Source organism: Chitinophagaceae bacterium (assembly GCA_016717285.1).
In the GTDB taxonomy this organism is placed as follows: Bacteria; Bacteroidota; Bacteroidia; order Chitinophagales; family UBA10324; genus JACCZZ01.
Map to the genome: position 1 here is coordinate 591389 of JADKFU010000005.1, position 24300 is coordinate 615688.

A 24300-nucleotide genomic window follows, 5' to 3' on the forward strand; every position below is an offset into this window, starting at 1 on the left:
TATTCAAAAATTATTTTAAAACTTTTCGACGAAATATTAGGAATACGATGTAATGCAATGTATATTTGTTGCATAACAATTCAAACATGGAAACACAAATCGTAATCAGAATGAATGAGAACTTGAAAAAAGCCATTCAAAATTAGCCGATGCAGACAGGCGCAAACTGTCTGACTATGTTCGGGTGCAACTTGAAATTTTAGTGGAATCTAAAAAATCAAAGAAATGAAAGACGGTAAAGAAGTAAAGAACCTCATAGATGTGATGGCTTACTTTTCTGATGAACAAGTGTGCCGTAATCACATGGAACAGCTACGTTGGAAAAATGGTGTGGCTTGCCCTTTCTGTGGTACTATGAAAATTTACAGGTTTAAAGATGGTAAGTATTTCAAATGCGCTGATTGCCGTAAGAAGTTCACCGTTACCGTTGGGACTGTCTTTGAAAATACCAAAGTGCCTTTATCGAAATGGTTTGTGGCTATCTACCTGATTTCTTCCCATAAGAAAGGTATTTCTTCCTGTCAGTTAGCAAGGGATTTATCAGTTAAACAACAGACAGCGTGGTTTATGCTGCATCGTATTCGTGAAATGATGCGGGATAAAGAACACTATGAATTTACAGGCGTAACTGAATGCGATGAGGTTTTTATCGGTGGAAAAGTTTCAAATATGCACAAACATATCAGGGCTAAAATAAGGGCTGAAAAAAGTAACGGCGGAACAATGGGCAAAACACCTGTGCTTGCTTTCCTTGAACGTGGCAAAGGAAAAGTGCATACCCAAATAATACTAGCCGTTAGTGCCCCTGTCCTGATTGAAGCAGTAAAAGCAAATGTAAAGGAAGGTACAAAGGTTATGACAGATAGCCATTCAGGTTACTATAACCTAAAGAATGATTACGACCATCAAATAGTATCTCATAGCACCGATGAATATGTACGTGGTGAGCTGCATACAAACACCGTAGAAGGCTTTTTTAGCTTGCTTTCAAGGTCTATCTATGGAATCTACCATCAAGTCTCTAAAAAACACCTTATCCGTTACTGCCAGGAAAGTGGTTTCAGGTATGAAACACGTAAAGTAGGTGAAATGGAGCGGATTAACTTATCACTTGCTAACTGCGAAGGAAGGTTGAAATATGCTGATTTGATAGCTAAGAAACAGCCCTCTTCTTAAGGATATTGGTATTTTCAACAGGAATCCATGCTTCTAAATTTGCTAATCTGCCGTCAATCATATCTAATCGGCTTTCAATAGTTCCTAATCTGTTGTCTATCCCATCAATCCTATTAGATAGACCTTTCATCTTTATTTCCATAGAAGAAAGACGAGTATCAATACCCCTTACGCTGCGAAGGATTTCGGTTAAGAGTTCATCTGTGGTTTGCTTTTCATCCATACCCATACTATGTTAAATGCAAATTTACGTAGTAAATATGAAACAATTTACACCGTTAATTCAATTTGGTCTTCTTAAAGGTAAGTAATTAGTCACACTTAAAATGTTAATTACCCTTATCTTTACTATATGAAAGTGAAAAAAACCACAAAGAAAAAGCCCTCCAAATATCAGGAAGTATTTACCGTAAATGCCTCATTCGATGAAATATTAAAGACGGCGGTAAGCAAAGAAGAAGTAAAAAGGAATCTGGACAAAAAGAAAAAATAAGATATGCTTATGACCCCAGATGAATGGATAACAATAATTGTGTTAGGAATTTATACCGTTATAAATGGATTAGTATGGAATTTTCAAAAAAATAAGATAAAAGAATTAGATACCCTACTGACTTCAATCAAGACATATACTGACATATTTGACATGAATAAAATTAGCGAATATGTCAAACTCATGGAAAAGAAAAGTGAGATAGATGCAAAAAATAAGGCACAAAGAGTTTTGAAAAAACTTAAGGAAGAATTATCCCAAGAAAGTACTCAATACGTCGATGATAGATATAAAGAATACATGGTTTTCATTATTGACTTCTTATTAACCATGACAGAAGAAAATAGACGGGATTTTATTAAAAAAAATTTCCCAAAGACAGGTGAAACATTACTTGATTCATTAAAAATACTAGATAAGCCCTAAACAGTAGTAATGTTTTATTTCATTATAAACCTTAACAGTCCCGATATTAAATTTTAATATAAACACAAAATTTAAATCAAATTCATTGCTTCTTTTTTCATACTCACTTTTACATGGCAAATTTGATTTTTCATCCTGCAATTACTTCCAATAAAGGTAATTTTTCCCGCCATTGCTATTATCCCTCATCTACTTTTACAACGTAAAAAATTTGCCTCTTTTACCATGTAAAAATAATTTGGGTCTAAGTAAGGGGTGAGTACCTATATTTGATTACCTTTCTATTCTAATTTTTCTAACCTTTTAAATCCCTTTGCATATGAGAAAAGCTTTCCTCTCCCTGGCCATCCTATTGTCGATCGCTGGCGGCTCATTCGCACAACTGCGCAATTGCGGCACCATGGATCATCTCAATTGGTTGCAACAGCAAGATCCCAATCTTGCTCAGCGAATGCATGACATCGAAAATGCAACACAAACCTACATTGCTTCCAATGGTGGTGAAACGCGCACCGTGATCACCATTCCGGTAGTGGTTCATGTATTGTATAATACGACGGCACAAAATATTTCAGATGCGCAAGTGCAGGCACAGATCAATCAATTGAATGCTGATTATGCGCGATTGAATTCCGATGCTGGTAACACGCCTTCTGTTTGGCAATCTATCGCGGCCAATTGCGAAGTGCAGTTTTGCCTTGCGCAACGCGATCCAAGTGGTGCAGCTACCAATGGTATCATTCGCAAATCAACCACAAAAACTTCATTCCTCGATACCGGTGATCCGGCAAAACACAACAGCACCGGTGGTGATGATGCCTGGCCCGCTGCTTCTTACCTGAATTTGTGGTCGTGCAATCTGGGCGGCGGTTTACTGGGATATGCGCAGTTTCCAGGTGGCGCCGCTGCAACAGATGGCGTAGTTGTTTTATATTCTTCTATCGGAAGTATTGCACAACCGGGAACTGCTGCGCCTTATAATTATGGCAGAACGCTGACGCATGAAGTGGGCCACTGGCTCAACCTCTATCACATTTGGGGTGATGATGGCACGGCTTGCACAGGCTCTGACCAGGTTTCAGATACACCGAACCAGGCTGATGAAAATTATGGCTGCCCGGTTTTTCCAAATGTATCTTGCAGCAATGGTCCTAACGGTGACATGTTTATGAATTACATGGACTACACGGATGATGCTTGCATGAATATGTTTTCCGCAGGTCAGAAAACACGTATGCAGGCTTTGTTTGGAACAGGCGGAACAAGAGTTTCCCTGACGACATCTCTTGGTTGTACACCTCCAAGTACCTCCTGTGGCACGCCTGCAGGTTTGAGTTCTTCTGCTATCACCAGTTCTTCTGCAACGGTTAGCTGGTCAGCTGTAAGTGGAGCAACGAGTTACAATGTGCAATACAAATTGTCGGGCAGTTCAACATGGACTACTACTACTTCAACTACCACCTCAAAAGCATTGTCAGGTTTAACTGCCAGCACCACTTACAATTATCAGGTACAGGCCGTGTGTGCAAGTGGAACTTCTGCTTATTCAACCGCTTTATCTTTTACCACTTCTGCATCAGGTGGCATTACTTATTGTGCATCTAATGGAATCAGTCAGACTTATGAATACATTGATTTGGTTTCACTTGGATCTATTTCAAGAACATCTGGTGCTGATGCAGGTGGTTATTATAATGGCACTGCTTCTTCCACCACAGTAAATAAAGGATCAGCCTACACAATTACAACCAGCGGTGGGTTTACAGGCAGTACCTACGCTGAACAGTGGGCAGTCTTCTGTGACTGGAACGCGGATGGTGATTTTACTGATGCAGGTGAAACAGCAGCTTCATTCTCTTCTTCCACTGCTGCCAACAATACGGCAACCATCACTATTCCTTCAACAGCTTCAACAGCAAGCACCCGCATGAGGGTAAGCATGAAATATGGGGCAGCACCAACATCGTGCGAATCATTTGCTGAGGGAGAAGTGGAAGATTACACTTTGAATATTCAACCCGGATCAGGTGGAGGTTGCGCAGAAACTTTCGAACCCAATAATACAACGGGTACAGCAGCAGCAGCAACCGTGGGTATAGATATTACTTCGCAGATCAGTACCAGCACCGATCAGGATTGGTACTCTTTCGCGAATACTTCAACTCTTAAAAACATCAAGGTGACGTTAACCACCTTGCCCGGAGATTATGACATCAAGTTATTCAATCCAGGTGGAACCAACGTGAAGACTTCACAAAATGGAGGAACTACCAGCGAAACAATTATTTATAACAGCACAACGGTCGGAACTTATAAAATTCAGGTGTACGGATACAATGGAGCATTAAGTGCTTCTTCCTGTTATACCATGCATATTTACACAAGCGCAACAGCTTTCCGTTTTGAAGAAGGTGCACAAGAGGCGGTTACTGTAAATACTGATTTCCAGGTTTATCCGAATCCGGTGGCTGATAACATGACACTGCAATTTGCAAGTGTTAAGAAAGGTGATGCGTTGTTAAACGTTTACAATTTGCTCGGACAAAAAATGTATTCGACTTCTGTTCTTGCGCTGGAGGGAGACAATCTGTTTAATCTGAATGTGAGTGAATTTACCAATGGAACTTACATTGCAGAAGTGATAAACAATGGAGCTGCAATGCGCAAACAGTTTGTGGTAACACATTAATTGTTTTGTTGAAATTTAATTCAGGAAGCTGTCTCGAAAGAGACAGCTTCTTTTTTTGTAACCACTTTAGATTGCTTCCATTATTTTTGAAGGATGCAGATAACAGAATTATATCAGCAGTATTTAAACTCCTCCGGAATTTCCACCGATACCCGGAAAATTGAAAAAGGGAAAATATTTTTTGCACTGAAGGGAGAAAATTTCAATGGAAACCTTTTCGCCGAAGAAGCCATAAAGTCGGGAGCTTCTTTAGTTATTGTTGATGAAGCGATTTTTGCACAACAGGAAAAAATGGTTGTTGTAGAAGATGCATTGGAAACACTACAGCAGCTTGCGCTTCATCATCGGAAAGCATTGCAGTTGAAAGTGCTGGCTATTTGCGGCAGCAATGGGAAAACAACTACCAAAGAACTGATTGCACGTGTGCTTGAGACAAGGCATAAAATTTTTTCCACGAAAGGAAATTTCAATAATCATATTGGCGTTCCACTCACTTTACTTGCCATTCCTGCCAGAACCGAAATTGCCATCATTGAAATAGGCGCCAATCATTTGGAGGAGACAACTTTACTCTGCAAAATCGCAGCGCCTGATTACGGTCTTATCACTAACAACGGTAAAGACCATCTCGAAGGATATGGAAATATTGAAGGCGTGAGAAAAGGAAATGGAGAATTGTATGATTACCTGCGGGAAAATAAAGGCACAGCTTTCGTTTGCATGGATCAACCGGATCTGATGGAAAGGAGTGAAGGATTGAATCGCATTACTTATGGCGAAACAACATCGGCTGATTACTGCGGGACTATCAGAGCTACATTTCCATTCCTGAAAATTTATTTGCCTAACAGCCATGCTGAAATCGAAACATTACTGATGGGGAGCTACAATTTTGATAACATCATGGCAGCCGTGGCAGTGGGGAATTTTTTCGGTATCACAACTTCTCAGGTAGCGCAAGCTATAGCATCTTACATTCCTTCCAACAACCGTTCACAGCTTTTGCAAAAAAGATGGCAATACCTTCATTCTTGATGCTTACAACGCAAATCCTTCCAGCATGCAGGCGGCGTTGCTGAATTTTACGCAACTGCCTTCAGAAAATAAAGTGTTGATACTGGGCGATATGCTGGAGCTTGGCGCATCGAGTGAAAAGGAACATTCGGAAATTATACAAAGCATTGATCAGAAAAAATTCAGGTACATTATTTTTGTTGGAAAGGAATTCGGAAAGGCAATGAACGGTTCAATTCCTACTGCGCTTCATTTTGAAAATGTAATGAAATTAAGAAACTGGTTTGAGGAACAACATTTTTCAGATCATTACTTTTTGCTGAAGGGATCGCGATTGATCGGACTCGAGAAATTGGTAGCCACACAGTAGTGGGACAGATCACGGTAACCTTCAAATTCCTGATCCTTCAAAATTTTCAAACAACAATAATAGATTTTATGGCATCAATCTTTACGGGCACCGGAAGTTACATTCCTGAACGCATCGTCACGAATGCTGAATTCGGCAAGCATTCTTTTTTTGATGAAAGCCAAAAACCCTTGAAGCAAACCGGTGAAATGATCGTGCGCAAGTTTAAAGAAATTACAGGCATTGGGGAACGGCGCTATGTTACAGATGATTTGCATGCATCTGACATTGGCGCGATTGCAGCCCGATTGGCATTGGAAGATGCAAACCTGACCGGCGAAGAGCTTGACCAGATTATTGTAGCGCATAATTTTGGAGATGTAAAGTCAGGAACGATTCAAACAGATATTCTTCCCGGATTATCTGCACGCATCAAACACTTGCTTCGCATTCAAAATCCTGATTGTGTTGCTTATGATATTTTATTTGGTTGTCCGGGTTGGTTACAGGGAGTGATTCAGGCACATATCGCTATTCAGGCCGGAGTGGCAAAGCGCTGTCTGGTGATTGGAACGGAGACCCTCTCACGCGTGCTTGATCAGAATGATCGCGACTCGATGATTTTTGCTGATGGTGCAGGAGCTTCTGTAATTGAAGCAACGTCTGACGCAGCAGGGAGCGGTATTCTTTCTTATGCAGTGCAAAGTCATACTACTGATGAAGCGTATTATTTATTTCTTGGAAAATCCAATTTGCCGGATGCGGATCCGAATGTGCGCTATATCAAAATGAAAGGCCGTAAAATTTATGAATATGCTTTGCTCAATGTTCCTTTGGCCATGAAGAAATGCCTGGACAAAGCGAATGTTCATGTTTCGCAATTAAAGAAAGTGTTGATTCACCAGGCCAATGAAAAAATGGATCATGCCATCATCGAACGATTATTTCAATTGTATGGCATTAATCAATTACCGGAATACATCATGCCCATGAGCATTCACAAATTGGGCAATAGTTCGGTTGCAACAGTCATCACCTTATTCGACCTGATCCGGAAAGGCGAGTTGAATGAACACCAATTACAGAATGGTGATTTGGTATTGATGGCTTCGGTTGGAGCAGGGATGCATATTAATGCCGTATTGTATCGAATATAAATAAAGTGAACGTAACGCAGATTATCTCCATTCTTTATCGGTTTCCCACATGGTGGATTGAGAATGGAAGAGAAAAATTAATCTTACAGTAATAGCTTGAAATGATTCTCAGTTTTTGTTTTAGAGATCGGCTCAATTTGAAAATGCAAATGGCGGATGCTTCAACTGAAATCCTGTTGCATCCTGGTAAGCTTTGGCAACAGCCAGCATTTTCGCTTCACCAAAAAGTTGTCCGATGAAGACAATGCTCGTAGGTGTTTTCGGATCGATAAAACCATTTGGCAGCACGACAGATGGATGGCCGGTTAAATTGGTTACTAAAAGATTGTCACCAACTAATGAAGGTGCAACACAGACATCTACTTGTTTCATCACGTCATTCATCTGCTGAATCAACAGGTAGCGCAACCTGTTGGCACGGATGTATTCCGTTGCAGGAATAAAATGCGCGGCCCTGAAATAATTCGGCCAGCGGTATTTGTGTTGCTGTACCATCAGGTCGTCGCGATTCGAGAAAGTAAGATCATCAAATGCGCTGGCTGATTCGCAGAACAACAACACGGCAATGTCATTCACCGGAAGATCAGGAAGTTGCAATGGAATCAATTGGGCACCCATTTTTTTTAATTGCTCGATTGCTGCATTGTTAAATGGTTTATTCACCGTATCAAGTTCGAAATCGTTTTTGAAGTAACCGATCTTCATGCCATTCAAATCAACTTTTGGTGAATAGTTGAAAGGCAAATCAAACAAGGATTGATCTTTTCCATCCGGACCGTAAATCGCGTTGAAGACAATTGCACAATCTTCTGTATTACGACAGATCGGACCAACTTTATCCATTGTCCAGCACAAAGCCATGGCGCCATTCCGGCTTACTCTACCGTACGAAGGGCGCAATCCGGTGACACCACAAATAGTTGAAGGAGAAACAATGGAGCCCCACGTTTCGGAACCTATTGCAAAAGGTACAAGCCCTGCGGAAACAGCGGAGGCTGGTCCTGCTGATGAACCGCTGGAGCCTTTTGTGGTATCCCAGGGATTTCTTGTCAACCCACCAAACCATACATCATCCATTGCCAGTTCTCCCAAAGAAAGTTTTGCAATCAACACTGCTCCTGCATCCTGCAGTTTTTTAACAACGGTTGCATCTTCATCAATCACCTGGTTTTTGAATGGTGGCGTACCGAATGTGGTTGGATAATTTTTGGTTGCATACATGTCTTTGATTCCATAAGGAATACCATGCAACAGTCCTTTGTATTTTCCCGCTGCAATTTCCGCATCAGCCTGTTTTGCCTGTTGCATGGCAAGGTTTTCTGTAAAGGTGATCACGCAATGCAACTTCGGACTGAAGCGCTTCAGCCTGTTCAGATAAAAGTTAGTGAGTTGAACGGAAGTGATCTTTTTCGAATGAATCAGTTCAGCTAATTGTCCGATCGAATAAAAGATCAGTTCGTTGCTGTCCTTCGGCAACATCGTTTTGCTGTAGTCAGATGATTGGAAAGCTTTGCGTGATTGATCAAAGTTCATTCCCACAGGAACAGGATTGAAATTGTAACAAAGAGGAACAGCATTGGGAAGTTCCACCTTGCGCATGTTCTCATAATTTTTCAACTGATCATCCAGCAATGAAAGCATGCTGTCTGTTTCCGCAACCGTAAAATCCATTCCGATCAGTTGTTGAGCCTGATGTACTTCATCTGCACTTACTTTATTTTTTTCATTGGTTAGAAAAACGCCGAATGCAAAACAGGAAATGCAACTGAATAGGAAAAGAACAGCTTTCGACAGGGAATTCATGGGAGGCTTGTTTGATGCGTAAGATAATTAGTAATTCTTCGCAGGTCAAACTTATACTTTACAGTGAAAGCGCTAAAACATTTGGAATACAGTCGTTTTATTTGGAAATGAAGTAATCCTTTCTGAGCGGAAATAATTAGCCGTCAAAAGAAATTGCTTATGCCTTTTTCAGAAAAATTGTAAAAGTGCTTCCTACTCCAAATTCGCTTTCAACTGTAATTTCCCCTCCTTGAGCTTCAATGAATTCTTTGCTGATACTCAGCCCAAGCCCTGTTCCCTCTTTTTTTGTTCCCGGTATCCGGAAGTAGCGATCAAATATTTTGTTCTTGTATTGTGGTGCAATTCCCTGGCCTGTATCTTTCACTGAAAACCTGATGCTTCCTTCAACTTCTGCAATGGTTAGATAAATTACAGCGTTTTCGTAAGAATAGCGGATGGCATTTGAAATCAGGTTGGTTAGCACCCAGGCCGTTTTTTTCACTGTCCGCAAGTACTCTTGAAATGGTTTCAGGAGCGTTAATTTCTAATTGTACTTTCTTCTCTTCCGCCTGTGTTTTAGTGGCTTTCAGGGCATAATCTAAAATTTCTTTTGGTGCTGAAGGAATTATTCCCAATTGAATGTTTCCGCTTTCAACCTGCGTCATGTTGAGGAGTTCACCGGTGATATTAAGTAATCGCGACGCGTCTTCCTGGATGCTATCTATCAGGTTTTTTTGCTCATTGTTTATTTTGCCGACTTTTTCATTTTCTAAAAGTTGTAAACTCATCTTGATGGAAGAGATCGGCGTTTTTAATTCGTGCGACACTGTGGCGATAAAATTTGTTTTTGCAAAATCCAGTTCTTTATAGGGAGTTACATTTCTTAAAATAATTACATACCCTATTACCTGTGCCTGCAATTCGCCTGTTGGAATGATGGAGATGTTGAGGATTTCTTTTTCAAAATAACTTTCCTTTCCATCGGCGAATATTTTGAGCGGTTTCTTTTCAACTTTACCCTTAAGGATTTCTTTACCGGAAATTTCCTGGAGTAAGGAACGGATAAGGTCGTTGTGAATGGAAAGTTCCTCTGAATTTTTTCCAATCACTTCTTCCTCTTTCAATCCGGCAATTCTTAAAGCTTCTTCGTTCGCAAAAATTACCTTTTTGTTTTCATCCAGTCCGATAACCGGATCGTGCATGTTGTTGATGAGTGTCTCAATGCGCTTCTTTTCCTTCATCAGCTTCGCCAGGTTGCTGTTATTGTATTCTTCCAGTTTCTGAGCCATTGTGTTAAATGAATCGGCCAGTTCACCAAATTCACTGCTGCTTTTAAAATGTACTCTTTGAGAATAGTTTTTTGCCGCTATTTCCTTAATGCTGTCTGTAAGTTCCCTGATGGGGTTTGCGATTCCACCCGGAAGATTGATCAGTAAGGAGAAAGCGATCAGGAAGCAGAATGTTCCGGTGATGGCGATCCAGATGGTTGCATCTTTGGCGGTTTCGGCTGCTACTTTTGCTTTCCGCTGAATAGCATCCATATTTAATTTCATGATGTCATTGATATCATTCCGGATTTTTTTTAAAGCGGTAGTATCAGACTGATTTTTTTTGAGTTGATTGAAATGAAGCAAAAGATTGTTGGTGAATTCTGCCTCGCCTACCTCAGTAATATTTTCTTTCTGCCTGTTTAAGTTGGTTTGAAAAACATCAAGTGCGCTCTTTTCTGTTTGCAATTCATCGAGGGCCTTGAGCATGTTCCGCGCATAATCCAGTGTATTGTAGTTTGCGACCAGGATATTGTTCGAATCGGAAGCAAGGGAGTTGATCTTTAAGGCGCCGATGCCGGCCAGTAGCGCGATCATAAAAAATAAAAGGCCTACGCTTAGTGTTAATTTGGTTTTGATTTTCATATCAGGAAAGTATTACCAGGTCAATATCACTTGAAGAAAGTTTTTTTAAGAGTTCGTTGAAAACATTGGTTGCAATAATTACCCGCATCAAACTAAGGTGCGGTTTCCCCATGCAAATGGTGGTTATTTCACGGAGTTCAGCCTGTTCAATGATTGCTTTTGCCACATTCGTATTTTCAACTTTAATGATTTCCGCATCCAGCTCCGTGGCCATTTTGAAGTTGTTGATCAGGTGCCGCTGTTTGTCCAATGGAATTTTATCTGCACTTTCTTTGGGTGTTTGCACATACATCACATACCATTTGCTGTTATAATAGTTTGCCAGCCGCGCTGTTTTCCGGATGACCGCTCTTGCAGTGGTTTCATTGCTGCTGATGCAGGCCAGAAAACGTTCATGCTTCATGGCATATTCCTTCTTCACTTCAGTCTCCACTTTCCGTTCCACCTGCGATGCCACCTCTTTTAAGGCAAGTTCACGTAACTGCAGAATATGATCACTTTTGAAAAAGTTTTTCAGCGCAGCTTCAATTTTTTCTGCCTGGTATATTTTCCCTTCCTTTAATCGCAGAATAAGTTCATCAGAAGTAAGGTCAATGTTTACTACTTCATCAGCCTGCGCAAGAACAGTATCAGGCACTCTTTCTTTTACTTCAATGCCTGTGATGATCTTGACTTCTTCATGCAGGCTTTCAATGTGCTGAATATTAACTGCGGAAATCACATTGATTCCTGCCGAAAGAATTTCCAATACATCCTGCCAGCGTTTTTCGTTTTTGCTCCCTTCGATGTTGGTGTGCGCCAGTTCATCAACAATAACCACTTCAGGCCTGAGATTGATGACAGCCTGCACATCCAGTTCTTCCAGCTCTTTTCCTTTATAAAAAAGTTTTCGCCTTGGAATAACCGGTAATCCTTCCAGCAACTCATGTGTTTCTTTCCTGTTGTGTGTTTCTATGTAACCGATTTTTACGTCAATGCCATTTTTCAGAAGGGAATGGGCTTCCTGCAACATCCGGAATGTTTTACCTACTCCGGCGCTCATGCCGATATAAATTTTAAATTTTCCCCGTCTTGATTTCTTTATCAGGTCGAGAAAATGCTGAACGGATGTTTCTTTCTCGGTCATTATTAAAATGAAATTGCAATGGATGTTGTTACAAATGTATTTGTATTTGTGGTGCCGTCTCCTTCAGTGAAAATGTTATCCTTGCTGTTCAGTGATCTTGCTTCGACTCTCCAGACTGCATTTTCGCGAATGCGGTAATCAACATTCAGTGAATATCCCGTTGTCTTAAATCCGTTAGCTGTTCCTGTGGGGATGATCACTCCTTTTTCATCCGCATAATATTCACCTCGGGCCACAATGGACCACTTATTATCTAAGATCACTTTAATAATTACAACAGGACTGTACCAGCTATTGTATTCACTGGTTTCTCCCTGCTTCTGTTCCATACCATAATCAAAACCGGCGGTAACATGAAATTTGTCTGAGAGGTGGAACATGCCATAGAAATTATTGAAGTACCGCATCTGTTTTGCGCTGTCAGGCTTATCATTCCCGATAAAAGTGCTGTAGTTTAAAGTGATTTTGGAATTTGGGGTGTAAGTAACCTGTGTACCGAATGCCGGTGTGTTGTTAAAATCCGGTCGTTGGATGTGTTGCCATCCGTTCAGAAGTAATCCGCTCAAAAACCATTTACTATTGTCAGTTGTGTAAGAAAGTTTAACTCCACTCTCATAATAAGGTGAATTTTCAGCTAGAATACTTCTTGTCAATCCCCAGCAATCTTTTGATACTGCACTTTCAAATCCGATATGCGATGCGAAAATTCCCGCATCGACCCATATATTTTTATTGCTGCAAAGTTTTACTCCTGCATTTGCTTCATAAATATTTTTCAAAACTCCCGGTTCCGCTGCATAGTTGGCATTCATGTAAGTGCCCGCGGCAAGCGCGACATTGGCCCGAATCCTGTCTGAGTTATAGGATGCTTTCAGGAAACCAAGATTGAGGTTAAACTCGTTGTGACGATTATGGCTGTAAATAAAGGAGGGACGAACATGGTTATCAGGCCGGTTGAAATCATAAGTGTAATAAACTTCTGCATATCCGCTGAAACTCAGATTTGATTTTGAAGTATCCGATTGCGCTGATGTAAAAACTGCAATCAAAAGCATTACTGGTAAAATTATTTTTTTCATAGCTGGTTATTTTAGATGATCCAATGCTGTATTGAGTTTTAAAACATTAACCTGTGATGGGCCGAACAAACCGAATAAAGGCCTTTCAATATTCAGATCAACCAGTTTATTCAGTACCTCATCAGAGATATTTCTTTGCTTTGAAATGCGGGCAACCTGGATGAATGCCGCTTTCGGAGAAATATGCGGATCTAAACCACTGCCTGATGCAGTTACCATTTCAACGGGAATATCTGATTTTTTAACCGCCGGATTATGCACCAGGAATGTGTCAATGCGTGCCTGCACCTGGGCAAGATAATCCGCATTGGATGGCCCCTTATTGCTAGCGCCGGAACCTGCTGCATTGTAACCTACAGCAGATGGGCGCGACCAGAAATAATTGTCGGCAGTGAAGGACTGACCGATGTTGGCGAAACCATATTTTGTTTTATCGCTACCATAGTTTACAATTTCTCCTTTGCCATTGTTGGGAGCTATTACCTGCCCGATACCCCAGACAATTAAAGTGTAAAAGCCGGAAAAAGCCAGGATGCAGATCAATGTCAGCTTGATAGCAGGAAATAATTGAGTTTTCATTTGTTGATCATTGTTTTTTATTAAACGAATAATGAAACAATCATGTCAATGAGCTTGATTCCGATAAAAGGGATCAGCACGCCTCCTCCTCCATATAGAAAGAGGTTGCGTTGCAGCAATGCACTTGCGCCGATGGGTTTGTATGCGACACCTTTTAATGCGAGTGGAATCAGCATTGGGATAATGACGGCATTAAAAATGATTGCTGAAAGTATCGCGCTTCCGGGTGATGACAGGTGCATGATATTCAGTGCCTGCAATGCAGGAATGGAAGTAATAAACAGAGCAGGAACTATTGCAAAGTATTTGGCAACATCATTTGCAATGCTGAATGTTGTGAGCGTTCCTCTTGTCATCAGGAGTTGTTTTCCGATTTCAACTATTTCAATCAGCTTGGTTGGATCATTGTCTAAATCAACCATGTTGCCGGCTTCTTTTGCGGCCTGCGTTCCACTGTTCATGGCAACTCCTACATCAGCCTGTGCAAGTGCAGGCGCATCATTTGTTCCATCGCCCATCATGGCCACCAATCTTCCTTCGCTTTGTTCCTTGCGGATGTAATTCATCTTGTCTTCGGGTTTGGCTTCGGCAATAAAATCATCTACACCTGCCTTTTCTGCAATAAATTTTGCAGTGAGCGGATTATCGCCTGTTACCATCACCGTTTTGATTCCCATTTTGCGGAGTCGTTCAAACCGTTCACTGATGCCGGTTTTGATGATGTCCTGCAACTCGATCACGCCAATAATTTTTTCATTTTCACATACCACAAGCGGAGTGCCTCCATTGCTTGAAATTACTTTCACTTGTTCAGCAGTTTCTGATGGAAAACTATTCCCCGCTTTTTGACAAAGATCTCTGATGGCATCTGAAGCACCTTTCCTGATACGTGTGTTTTCAAAGTCAATTCCGGAACTGCGGGTTTCAGCGGTGAATTTGATGAAACGTGGATTATCCACCTGGTAGCTTAGCGGATTTATTCCGGACAATTCAATAATTGATTTTCCTTCCGGCGTATCATCACTGATTGAACTGAGTATGGTGCATTTGATAAAATGTTTTTCATCCACACCATTGGCCGGATAAAAATGTGTTGCCTTGCGGTTACCGATTGTGATCGTTCCGGTTTTATCAAGAAGCAAAACATCAATGTCTCCTGCCGTTTCAACTGCTTTACCTGATTTGGTGATCACATTGGCACGCAATGCCCTGTCCATTCCTGCAATCCCGATGGCGGAAAGCAATCCTCCAATTGTTGTTGGAATCAGGCAAACGAAAAGCGAGATGTATGCTGCAATACTGATTGGTGTGTGAGCATAGTCAGCATAAAATTTTAAGGTGACACATACTATTGTAAACAGGAGCGTAAAACCAGCGAGTAAGATTGTCAATGCAATTTCATTGGGAGTTTTCTGGCGTGTTGCACCTTCAACCAATGCAATCATTTTATCCAGGAAGCTTTCACCCGGTGCTGTTGTAACTTCAACTGTGATTTTATCACTGAGCACTTTTGTTCCACCTGTAACGGAACTTTTGTCTCCACCTGCTTCACGGATCACAGGTGCACTTTCTCCCGTTATTGCTGATTCATCAATAGTGGCAAGTCCTTCCATGATTTCACCATCTGTAGGAATGATATCTCCGGTTTCGCAAAAAAACAAATCCCCTTTTTTCAATTGTGAAGAAGGAATGACTTTTATTTGCCCATTTTCAATTTTAAGTTTTGCCGGAGTTTCTTCCCTTGTTTTACGCAGTGAATCTGCCTGGGCTTTGCCGCGTGCTTCTGCAATTGCTTCTGCAAAATTTGCAAACAGCAAGGTGAGAAACAGTATCAGGAAAACGACAAAGTTGTATACCGCTGATCCCTGTGAGTTGTCGTTTGACATCATGCTATAAACTGTTACGAATAACATTACTGCTGTTCCTATTTCAACAGTAAACATCACAGGATTGCGAAACATGATGCGGGGATTCAGCTTTGTAAATGAGTGCTGCAGCGCCTCTTTAACCAGGTCCCTCTGAAAGAGGGATGCTTTTTTTTGTCTTTTTGACATGGTATGATGCTTTAAATATTTTCGGTTATTTAATTTTTACATCGAGAAATACTCGGCAATAGGACCTAAAACCAATGCAGGGAAAAAGGACAATGCCGTTACAATGACTATTACCGCGAATATCATCACACCGAAAGTGAGGGTGTCTGTTTTCAGGGTTCCTGCACTTTCAGGAATGTATTTTTTGTTTGCCAGTATTCCGGCAATCGCGACGGGACCTATAATGGGAATGAAGCGTGCAATTATCAGGACAATACCTGTGCTGATGTTCCACCACGGTGTATTGTCACCCAATCCTTCAAACCCGCTGCCATTGTTTGCATTGGCAGAAGTGTATTCGTAGAGCATTTCAGAGAATCCATGAAAGCCCGGATTGTTGAGCCATGGCAGGGAAGGGTCTCCTGCATACAGGTAAGAAGCGAATGCAGTTCCTCCTTTTATCAATATAGCAGACACCAGAGTTACTATCACTGCAATTTTCATTTCCCGCGCTTCTATTTTCTTACCAAGAAATTCCGGTGTCCTGCCTACCATCAATCCTGAAATGAAAACAGCTATGATGATAAAGATGTAAAAGTTCAAAATGCCGACACCGCATCCGCCATAGAATGCATTCACCATCATGGCCAGCATCTGATTCATTCCGGACAAAGGCATGAAACTGTCGTGGAAGGAATTCACAGAGCCGGTTGAAATAACAGTGGTGAGTATACTCCAGTAAGCTGATGCCGGCGCGCCAAAGCGGACTTCTTTCCCTTCCATGGCCCCGGAGCTCATATCAACGCCCATCTTTGCAATTTCGGGATTGCCATGTTGCTCCATGATCATGTTCGGAATAGTAAGGCATAAAAATCCCGCTGTCATTACTCCGAAAATCATCCATGCAAGTTTTCTTCTTCTCAGATAAAATCCCAATGCGAAAAGCATGGCAAGCGGAATAAGCAATTGAGCAACCATCTCAATAATATTGGTACTGTAATTTGGATTTTCAAACGGATGCGCTGAATTAGTGCCGAACCATCCTCCTCCGTTTGTGCCCAAATGTTTTATCGGAACAAACGCTGCAACAGGGCCTGTTGAAACCTGTACGGTGTCACCTTGTAAAGTTGTGATGGTTTGTTTGCCTTCAAAGGTCATTGGCATTCCGTTCAACATGAAAAGAATAGCAACAACAACTGAAAGGGGCAATAAAACCCTTGTCAGGGATTTCATAAAATAGTTGTAAAAATTTCCGAGTTTATCTGTTGTGCGTTCTTTTAGTGCGTTGAACACCACAGCGGCAGCGGCTAAACCGGTGGCAGCAGAAACAAACTGCAAAAACATGAGGCAGAACAATTGGGATAAATACGTTACTCCTGTTTCGCCCGAGTAATGCTGCAGATTGCAATTCACTAAAAAACTGATGGCAGTGTTAAAGGCCAGGTCAGGTGTCATGGATGGATTGCCGTCAGGATTCATGGGGAGCCATCCCTGGTTCAGAAGCAGCAGCATGGCATACAGGAACCAGACAAGATTGATGGTCAGCATGGCTACCATGCTTTGCTTCCAGTTCATTTCTTTTTTAGCATCAATGCCGCAGATGCGGAAAATGAAATTTTCAAGTGGCGCAAAAAAATCAAGCAATGATCTTTCGCCACTGAAAACCTTTGCGATGTATTTACCAAACGGAATGGCAAGCACCAGCGTAAGGAAAAACATGAGGACTACTCCAGCTATTTCCGGGTTCATAGTTTAAAATTTTTCAGGTTTGATGAGGACATAGCACAGGTAACAGAACATGGCTATACAGAGGATGAACAATGCTATCATGGTTTTGAATTTATAAGTTAATTGTTCCTTTCATTTCCTGGCGGAGAAGAATAGAAGCGTCAGATTTTTTCAAAAAAATCAATCGACTTGTAAAAAAGCCAAAAACAAACAAGGCCGGTAACTATCAGAATTGTTGTGATCATTTTTTTTGTGTTTTCAGTGAATCAGTATTTTTATTTTCTCATAAACGATGATCATTGCGGAAATCGCCATAAGCCAAATGAAGGTGATCACCAGTATTTTTTGCCAGGGTTTAGGATCGTAGTTCTTTCCTTTCATTTCGTTGGTAAAACAATTGTTTTTAAAACAGGATTACTATGACTGCTGTCAGGAATCTGAATGACCTAAATCAAGTTTGGAAAATATTTCAGAAGGAATTAAGTGAAACCTTTTAAGCCTCCTTTGCTGTGATTTAACAGCCGTTGCAGATCGCCGCTTCTGTCGAAGAAAGTTTATGAAGTGCTTGTTTTTCATTCCGGAAGTCATTTGTGCCGGACTCCTTTCAATTCTGATACCTAATAAGGCATAAGGTATTTAAACCCTTACAGGACAAGCATTTGGAGTGTTTGTTGATAGTTTGTTCTATAATTATTCCTTTCATTTCGAAAGGGTAAATCATAGCGTTTTGAAAGTGTTTACCCGATATTGTAGTCGTCCAGCTTTCTGTATAGCGTCGTTAAAGCGATGTTGAGCAATTCTGCGGCTTTGGTTTTATTGCCATTGGTATAATTCAATACTTTTTGAATGTGCAGTTTTTCAACACTTGCCAGGTCAAAGGCGGAAAGTTGCCTTTTGTTTTTGGAGACCGAAGAATAACCGGAAAATTCAACCGGCAATACATCAATTCGCAATTCATCGGTGTCAGACAGGATGACGCTTCGTTCAATTATATTTTTCAGCTCCCGTATGTTTCCGTTCCAGGAATATTGTTTCAGCGCTTCAATAAAATCATTTGAAAACGCTTTGATTTTCTTATTGGTTTTTGCTGAAAACAAATTCATAAAATGATTTGCCAAAGCTTCTATATCTGCCACTCTTTCCCTCAATGCAGGAAGCCTGATTTCAAATGCAGACAGCCGGTAATACAAATCCTTCCGGAATATTCCCGTTTCCATTTCCTTCTGAAGGTCTCGGTTGGTGGCGGAGATGATGCGTACATTTACTTTGGTGGAAGTGGTTTCTCCCACTTTTATAAATTCACCCGTTTCGAGTACACGCAACAGTTTGGCTTGCAGTTCCAGGCTCATCTCACCTATTTCATCCAGAAAAATTGTTCCTGCATTGGCCTCTTCAAACAATCCTTTCTTATCGTTCACCGCTCCTGTGAATGCTCCTGCTTTGTGCCCGAACATCTCGCTTTCCAATAACTCCTTGCTTAATGCGGAACAGTTGACTGCCACGAAATTTTTATTGCTCCTGTTCCCTGACTGGTGGATGGCTTGCGCAAAAACCTCTTTACCGGTACCGGTTTCCCCGGTGAGCAGAACGGTAGTGTCAGTAACTGCAACTTTTTTTGCCAGTTCAACTGCGGCCTGGATCGTTTTTGATTTGCCAATAATATTTTCAAAGGAGAACCTGTTACCCAATCGTTTTTCCAGTTGCTGAACACGTTTTGCCAACTCAACTTTTTCAACGGCATGATACAGCAGGGGAATTATTTTATTGTTGTCATCACCTTTTACAAGGTAGTCAAAGGCACCGTTCCTGATGGCCTGCACTCCATCAGGAATATTGCCATATGCAGTAAGCAGAATAACTTCTGCCAAAGGATACCTGGTTTTTATTTTTCCGCAAAGCTCTACTCCGTTGCCATCAGGAAGTTTCACATCGCAAAGAACTACATCAATAGCTGTTTGTTCCAGTTTTTTTAAAGCTGACTTGCAATCAGCAGCTTGCAGTACATCAAACCCTTCCAGACTGATAAGCTTCGTCAGAAGTGTTCTGATTTTTTCTTCATCGTCTATTATTAAGATGCGGTTCAAGTTGACTGTTGTGAGTTGAATGCGAAATTAACTTTTTAAAAAGAGGCCCTGAAGAAAACCGGGTGGTAATTAAATGTTGTTATAAGCTTAGTGGTAATTACCAGGAAATAATTTACCCTGTCATCGTAGTACGATCGGTGTTGCAATCTGATAACACAAAAAATATCATTTGGAATATCTGAGCTCAGATCAACACATTTCCTTCCTTCAGCTTCTCTGCATTTTCTGCCAATTGCAATGCGTCAATCATTTCCTGGATGTTGCCATTCATAAAATCGGGAAGCGTATATACCGTCATGCCGATACGATGATCCGTTACTCTTGCCTGCGGATAATTGTAGGTACGCACTTTAGCAGAGCGGTCTCCTGTTGAAACCATCGTCTTGCGCTTGCCTGCAATCGCTGCATTGTGTTTGCGAAGTGCTTCATCATACAAACGTGTGCGCAACATCGTCATCGCTTTTTCGCGGTTCCCCAACTGTGATCTTTCAGTCTGGCACATCACTACCACTCCTGTCGGAAGGTGTGTGAGAATTACTTTTGTTTCTACTTTATTTACATTCTGTCCGCCGGCGCCGCCGCTTCGTGCTGTTTCCATCTTCACATCTGCATCGCGCACTTCCACATCCACTTCATCAGCTTCCGGCAATACTGCAATCGACGCTGCCGAAGTATGCACACGACCTTGCGCTTCTGTTTCCGGAACACGTTGCACACGATGAACACCGGACTCAAATTTTAAAGTGCCATAAACATTCTCACCGGTTACTTCAAGAATTACTTCTTTATAACCACCTTTCGTGCCTTCACTTTCAGAGATCGCTGCAACTTTCCATCGCTTCGATTCGCAGTAACGCACATACATTCGATACAGATCGCCGGCGAATAAACTCGCTTCATCTCCGCCTGTTCCTGCACGAATTTCCAGCACTGCGTTCCGCTCATCTTCCGGATCTTTAGGAATCAGCAATTGTCGGATGGAATCTTCCAGTTTTAACTTCTCTTCTTCCTGTTGCTCGAGTTCTGATTTTGCAAGATCCCGGAAATCGGCATCCTTTTCAGTATTCAGAATGATGCGGTTGTTGCCAATATTGCTGACCAGTAGCTTGTATTTCTCATATGCATCTACCACTTTTTCTAATTCTTTGTAATCACGGTTGAGTTGTGCATACCGGCGTTGATTGTTCACCACCATCGGGTCATTCAGTTCTTCCTGTATATTGAGCCAACGGTCTTTGATGGCTTGTAGTTTATCAATCATTTGTTTTATGCGACTTCAGTGAGTAAGAGGAAATAATTTATGCGGCAAAGTTAGACAAACAGCCATTTATTTGTTGACCTGAAGTATTTTTAACCAATACATCAATACTTCATTGGCACAGCAGCCGAATCCTGTACAAGCAACAGTTGCCACATTTGATCTTGTGGCAATAGAATATGACCGTGCATTTACCCAATCACCTATCGGGAAATTGCAACGCAACCGTGTGCATTATTTTCTTGGCAATGAATTGACCGGAACATCACTTCGGATATTGGAATTAAATTGTGGCACCGGTGAAGATGCGATCTGGTTAGCAGGACAAGGTCACAATGTGATGGCCACAGATATTTCCGGAATGATGATTAGCATGGCGGAAGAAAAAATAAAACGCAGATCTTTAGGAGACAGGATTCAAACAAAGCAGGTCTCGTTTAATGAATTGAAGAATGTATTTAAACCGGAATCCTTTGACCTGGTTTTTTCTGATTTCGGTGGATTGAATTGTATTCCGGAAGATGAACTGATTGATTTAATGAACGTCGCAGGTTCTTTATTAAAAACCGGAGGCAAATTTATAGCAGTCATTATGGGAAGAAAGTGCATTTGGGAACAAATGTATTTTTTGTGGAAAGGGAAACCTAACAAAGCATCCCGGAGAAATAAAAGGCATTCTATAACAGCTTCACTTGGAAAGGATGCGCAACCAACCTGGTATTATTCACCCTCTGAAATTCAAATGATTGCTGCAAAAAAGTTTAAAATCAATAAACTAAAACCTGTAGGAATCGCTATTCCGCCTTCCTACCTCAATCCGTTTTTCACCAAAAAGAAAACACTCCTGTCATTTTTGAATAACCTGGAATCCATCTTTTCATTTTCAATCTTCAGCAACTACGCCGACCACTTTTACATTTCCCTCCGAAAGAAAAATTAGTTTTACCACCAATGACCAATGACTAACTACTCGCTGCTCACTACTCACTACTCTTGACTATTTTCCTCACCCACGGCTATTTCATCGCAGAAGATCCCAAAGAGCAGGAGATCATGAGACCTTATGTACCGTTGGGGATCCTTTGTATTTCTGCATTCCTGGAAGAGCATGGTTTCGACAATTTTATTTTTGATTCCACTTTTTCAACTTTCGAAAAATTAAAGGAACAACTCCTTTCTCAGCAACCCGATGTAATCGGCATCTACACCAACCTGATGACGAAACTGAATGTGTTGCGTATCATTCGTTTTATAAAGGAGCACGAAAATTTACAGCATTCAAAAATAATTCTCGGCGGTCCGGAAGTGCGTAACCATGTCTCTGATTTTTTGAAGGCAGGTGCAACCGTTTTAGTTTTGGGTGAAGGCGAACAAACCATGCTCGAGCTCACTCAGTTTTATAAGGGCAACCTCGGAAAGAAATTGGAAGAAATTCAGGGTATTGCATTTTTAACTGAAAACGGCGACGTCATAAAATCGATACCACGCACTAACATTCGTAATATGGAAGAACTGCCATTTCCGAATCGTTCAAAGGTTAACCTTCAGTTATATTTCGATGCGTGGAAAAACAAACATGGTGAAAGCGCCATTTCTGTCAGCACCATGCGTGGTTGTCCTTACACTTGTAAATGGTGCAGTCGTGCTGTGTATGGTCAAACTTATCGGAGAAGAACTGCCAAACAGGTTGTAGAAGAACTTGCACTTATTCAGAGAAATTATTCAGTCGATACTATTTGGTTTGTGGATGATGTGTTTAGTATCAGTCATAAATGGCTGCGTGAATTTGCACAGGAACTGAAGCAGCAGCAATTGAAGATCCGTTATGAGTGCATTTCCCGCAGCGATCGTATGAATGAAGAAGTGATCCGGTTGCTGAAGGAATCCGGTTGCTTCCGTGTTTGGATTGGTGCGGAAAGTGGTTCACAAAAAGTGATTGATGCTATGGACAGAAGGGTAGAAGTGAACCAGGTGCGCGAGATGATTCAACTTTCAAAACAGTATGGGATTCAGGCCGGCACTTTTATCATGGTGGGTTATCCGGGTGAAACCGATGAAGATGTGCAACTCACACTCGAACATTTAAAAACATCTGATCCTGATCAATACACGATCACTGTTGCTTATCCGATTAAAGGAACTCCATTGTATGAAGAAGTTGAATCACAGTTTATTGAACAGCTTCCATGGGAATCTTCCACTGATCGCCAGATTGACTTTAAGCGTACCTATTCACGGAAGTATTATGATTATGCAGTGCGGTGGATTTACAATGAGATGTCGTTGCAACGGTTAAGGCAAAATGCAAATTTTAATTTTTCCCGGGTTGCGCTGTACAAATTAAAATCCCTGGCTTCGAGAAGTTTGATGAAGTGGGAGATGAGGAAAAGTTAATTGATTGGTCAGAAAAAATAACTGATTTGAGTTGCGAATTCACATTTAGTAATAATAAAATTGGGCAAAGGATCTACCTGATAATTTTAAATCCGAGATTCAAATCAATCATTGCAATTCAAAGGAATAAAAAAGGAGCCCAACTGAATTAGCAGGACTCCTTCACGATTTTGAAACTGTTAATTATTGTGGTTTTACAACAGTATTCATTTGAAGTGTTACTGCTGTTTGTGCCAGCATTCTTCCGTTGATGGATGCGCCAGTCTTTAGATGAATACCCGTTTGCCCAAGTATATTTCCTTCAAAATGACTGGTAGTTCCTAAAGTAACACTACCGGCAACCTGCCAGAAAATATGCTTCGCCTGTGCTCCGCTTGCCAAAGTAATTTGGACGGCAGAACTCATGTTGAGCGTACCATCAACCTGGAAAATCCAGACATCATTCGGATTGCCTTTGATAGTGACATCGCTTGGGATAGTAACTCCGCTTGTCCATTTGTAAAGTCCGGGCTTTAGTGTTTTACCTCCGATATTTCCGGCACCCAAATTCAGGAAATCAGGATTGGAACGGCCTGCTGCATCTGTATAAGCAGTTTGCATATCACCTATAGCATTGGTTAACTTGATTGCGTTGATCACCCTGCATGGAAGCGGACCGGCTGCATCTACGGTATAAATGGTACCAGTTACTTCTGTACAGGCCAGATGAAGTGCTGCTCCGGTAATCGGACTTGTTCCCACATCTCCGGTAACAGCAGAAGGAAAGACATCAGTAATTCCTGTTTTTGACAGTATCACAAATTTGCCTGCAGCGCCAAGGTCAACTTTTGCTGGCCCAAGTAGTTCAGGCGCAATCTTTTCAAGTGGAGAAATTCCGGAAGAAACATCCGGATCCGCTTCTTTATTGCAGCTTCCCATTACAAAAACAAATAGCATCGCTGCGATGGGGAATAGTTTTTCAGGTTTCATGAATTTTTATTTTTTGATTGTTGACTTCATTGTCAACCTGCAAACCTAAGC

At 41.2% G+C, this 24300-nt stretch carries 19 protein-coding genes and 1 pseudogene; 8 read left to right on the forward strand and 12 right to left on the reverse strand.

Annotation, left to right across the window (positions count from 1 at the left end; all coding sequences use genetic code 11):
• The first annotated feature begins 225 nt into the window (after positions 1 to 225).
• Positions 226 to 1176, forward strand: a complete 951-nt coding sequence (locus IPO83_12300) for an IS1595 family transposase (protein MBK9732044.1) — start codon at positions 226 to 228, stop codon at positions 1174 to 1176.
• On the opposite strand, the gene IPO83_12305 is transcribed toward IPO83_12300, so the two are convergent.
• The gene (locus IPO83_12305) at positions 1154 to 1399 is read right to left on the reverse strand and encodes a hypothetical protein (protein ID MBK9732045.1); all 246 of its coding nucleotides are present in this window, start codon (positions 1397 to 1399) and stop codon (positions 1154 to 1156) included. The two genes, IPO83_12300 and IPO83_12305, sit on opposite strands and share 23 nt — an antisense overlap.
• A 279-nt stretch (positions 1400 to 1678) precedes the next feature.
• On the opposite strand from IPO83_12305, the gene IPO83_12310 reads away from it, so the two are divergent.
• From IPO83_12310 to IPO83_12330, 5 genes are all read left to right on the forward strand, one after another.
• Positions 1679 to 2095 carry a hypothetical protein gene (locus IPO83_12310; protein ID MBK9732046.1) on the forward strand — a complete coding sequence of 139 codons (417 nt, stop codon included), beginning with the start codon at positions 1679 to 1681 and terminating at the stop codon, positions 2093 to 2095.
• Positions 2096 to 2414: 319 nt separating this feature from the next.
• The gene (locus tag IPO83_12315) at positions 2415 to 4784 is read left to right on the forward strand and encodes a fibronectin type III domain-containing protein (protein ID MBK9732047.1); all 2370 of its coding nucleotides are present in this window, start codon (positions 2415 to 2417) and stop codon (positions 4782 to 4784) included.
• A 93-nt stretch (positions 4785 to 4877) separates the two neighbouring features.
• Positions 4878 to 5819, forward strand: coding sequence for a UDP-N-acetylmuramoyl-tripeptide--D-alanyl-D-alanine ligase (locus tag IPO83_12320; GenBank protein MBK9732048.1), 942 nt, complete (start codon positions 4878 to 4880; stop codon positions 5817 to 5819).
• On the forward strand, positions 5812 to 6168 hold the full coding sequence (locus tag IPO83_12325) for a hypothetical protein (protein ID MBK9732049.1): 357 nt from the start codon (positions 5812 to 5814) through the stop codon (positions 6166 to 6168). Before IPO83_12320 ends, IPO83_12325 begins: the two co-directional genes overlap by 8 nt.
• A gap of 68 nt (positions 6169 to 6236) precedes the next feature.
• Positions 6237 to 7304 carry a ketoacyl-ACP synthase III gene (locus tag IPO83_12330; protein ID MBK9732050.1) on the forward strand — a complete coding sequence of 356 codons (1068 nt, stop codon included), beginning with the start codon at positions 6237 to 6239 and terminating at the stop codon, positions 7302 to 7304.
• A gap of 132 nt (positions 7305 to 7436) precedes the next feature.
• Here the strand turns inward: IPO83_12330 and IPO83_12335 are convergent, their stop codons facing one another.
• The 10 genes and pseudogenes from IPO83_12335 to prfA form a co-directional block, all read right to left on the reverse strand.
• The gene (locus tag IPO83_12335; GenBank protein MBK9732051.1) at positions 7437 to 9107 is read right to left on the reverse strand and encodes an amidase; all 1671 of its coding nucleotides are present in this window, start codon (positions 9105 to 9107) and stop codon (positions 7437 to 7439) included.
• A 157-nt stretch (positions 9108 to 9264) separates the two neighbouring features.
• Positions 9265 to 10999: pseudogene (locus tag IPO83_12340) on the reverse strand (PAS domain-containing protein).
• A gap of 1 nt (position 11000) precedes the next feature.
• Positions 11001 to 12125: a sensor protein KdpD gene (locus tag IPO83_12345; protein ID MBK9732052.1), complete on the reverse strand. Its 1125-nt coding sequence runs from the start codon at positions 12123 to 12125 to the stop codon at positions 11001 to 11003.
• Positions 12126 to 12127: 2 nt separating this feature from the next.
• A complete protein-coding gene (locus tag IPO83_12350; protein MBK9732053.1) occupies positions 12128 to 13204 on the reverse strand; it encodes a porin in 1077 nt (358 codons plus the stop codon).
• 6 nt (positions 13205 to 13210) lie between these two features.
• The gene (locus IPO83_12355) at positions 13211 to 13783 is read right to left on the reverse strand and encodes a K(+)-transporting ATPase subunit C (protein MBK9732054.1); all 573 of its coding nucleotides are present in this window, start codon (positions 13781 to 13783) and stop codon (positions 13211 to 13213) included.
• A 20-nt stretch (positions 13784 to 13803) separates the two neighbouring features.
• Positions 13804 to 15837 carry a potassium-transporting ATPase subunit KdpB gene (gene kdpB, locus IPO83_12360; GenBank protein MBK9732055.1) on the reverse strand — a complete coding sequence of 678 codons (2034 nt, stop codon included), beginning with the start codon at positions 15835 to 15837 and terminating at the stop codon, positions 13804 to 13806.
• Between the two features lie 36 nt (positions 15838 to 15873).
• Positions 15874 to 17565, reverse strand: coding sequence for a potassium-transporting ATPase subunit KdpA (kdpA, locus tag IPO83_12365; GenBank protein MBK9732056.1), 1692 nt, complete (start codon positions 17563 to 17565; stop codon positions 15874 to 15876).
• A gap of 3 nt (positions 17566 to 17568) precedes the next feature.
• Entirely contained in the window at positions 17569 to 17646 is a 78-nt protein-coding gene (gene kdpF / locus IPO83_12370; protein ID MBK9732057.1) for a K(+)-transporting ATPase subunit F, read from the reverse strand.
• Between the two features lie 635 nt (positions 17647 to 18281).
• Complete coding sequence (locus IPO83_12375; GenBank protein MBK9732058.1) at positions 18282 to 19628, reverse strand: sigma-54-dependent Fis family transcriptional regulator; 1347 nt, start codon at positions 19626 to 19628, stop codon at positions 18282 to 18284.
• Between the two features lie 184 nt (positions 19629 to 19812).
• Positions 19813 to 20889 carry a peptide chain release factor 1 gene (gene prfA, locus IPO83_12380; GenBank protein MBK9732059.1) on the reverse strand — a complete coding sequence of 359 codons (1077 nt, stop codon included), beginning with the start codon at positions 20887 to 20889 and terminating at the stop codon, positions 19813 to 19815.
• A gap of 112 nt (positions 20890 to 21001) precedes the next feature.
• Between prfA and IPO83_12385 the strand changes: the two genes are divergently transcribed.
• Both IPO83_12385 and IPO83_12390 read left to right on the forward strand, forming a co-directional pair.
• On the forward strand, positions 21002 to 21826 hold the full coding sequence (locus IPO83_12385; protein ID MBK9732060.1) for a class I SAM-dependent methyltransferase: 825 nt from the start codon (positions 21002 to 21004) through the stop codon (positions 21824 to 21826).
• A gap of 53 nt (positions 21827 to 21879) precedes the next feature.
• Positions 21880 to 23280, forward strand: coding sequence for a radical SAM protein (locus IPO83_12390; protein MBK9732061.1), 1401 nt, complete (start codon positions 21880 to 21882; stop codon positions 23278 to 23280).
• Positions 23281 to 23463: 183 nt separating this feature from the next.
• Here the strand turns inward: IPO83_12390 and IPO83_12395 are convergent, their stop codons facing one another.
• Positions 23464 to 24249: a DUF3494 domain-containing protein gene (locus IPO83_12395; GenBank protein MBK9732062.1), complete on the reverse strand. Its 786-nt coding sequence runs from the start codon at positions 24247 to 24249 to the stop codon at positions 23464 to 23466.
• Positions 24250 to 24300 lie beyond the last annotated feature (51 nt).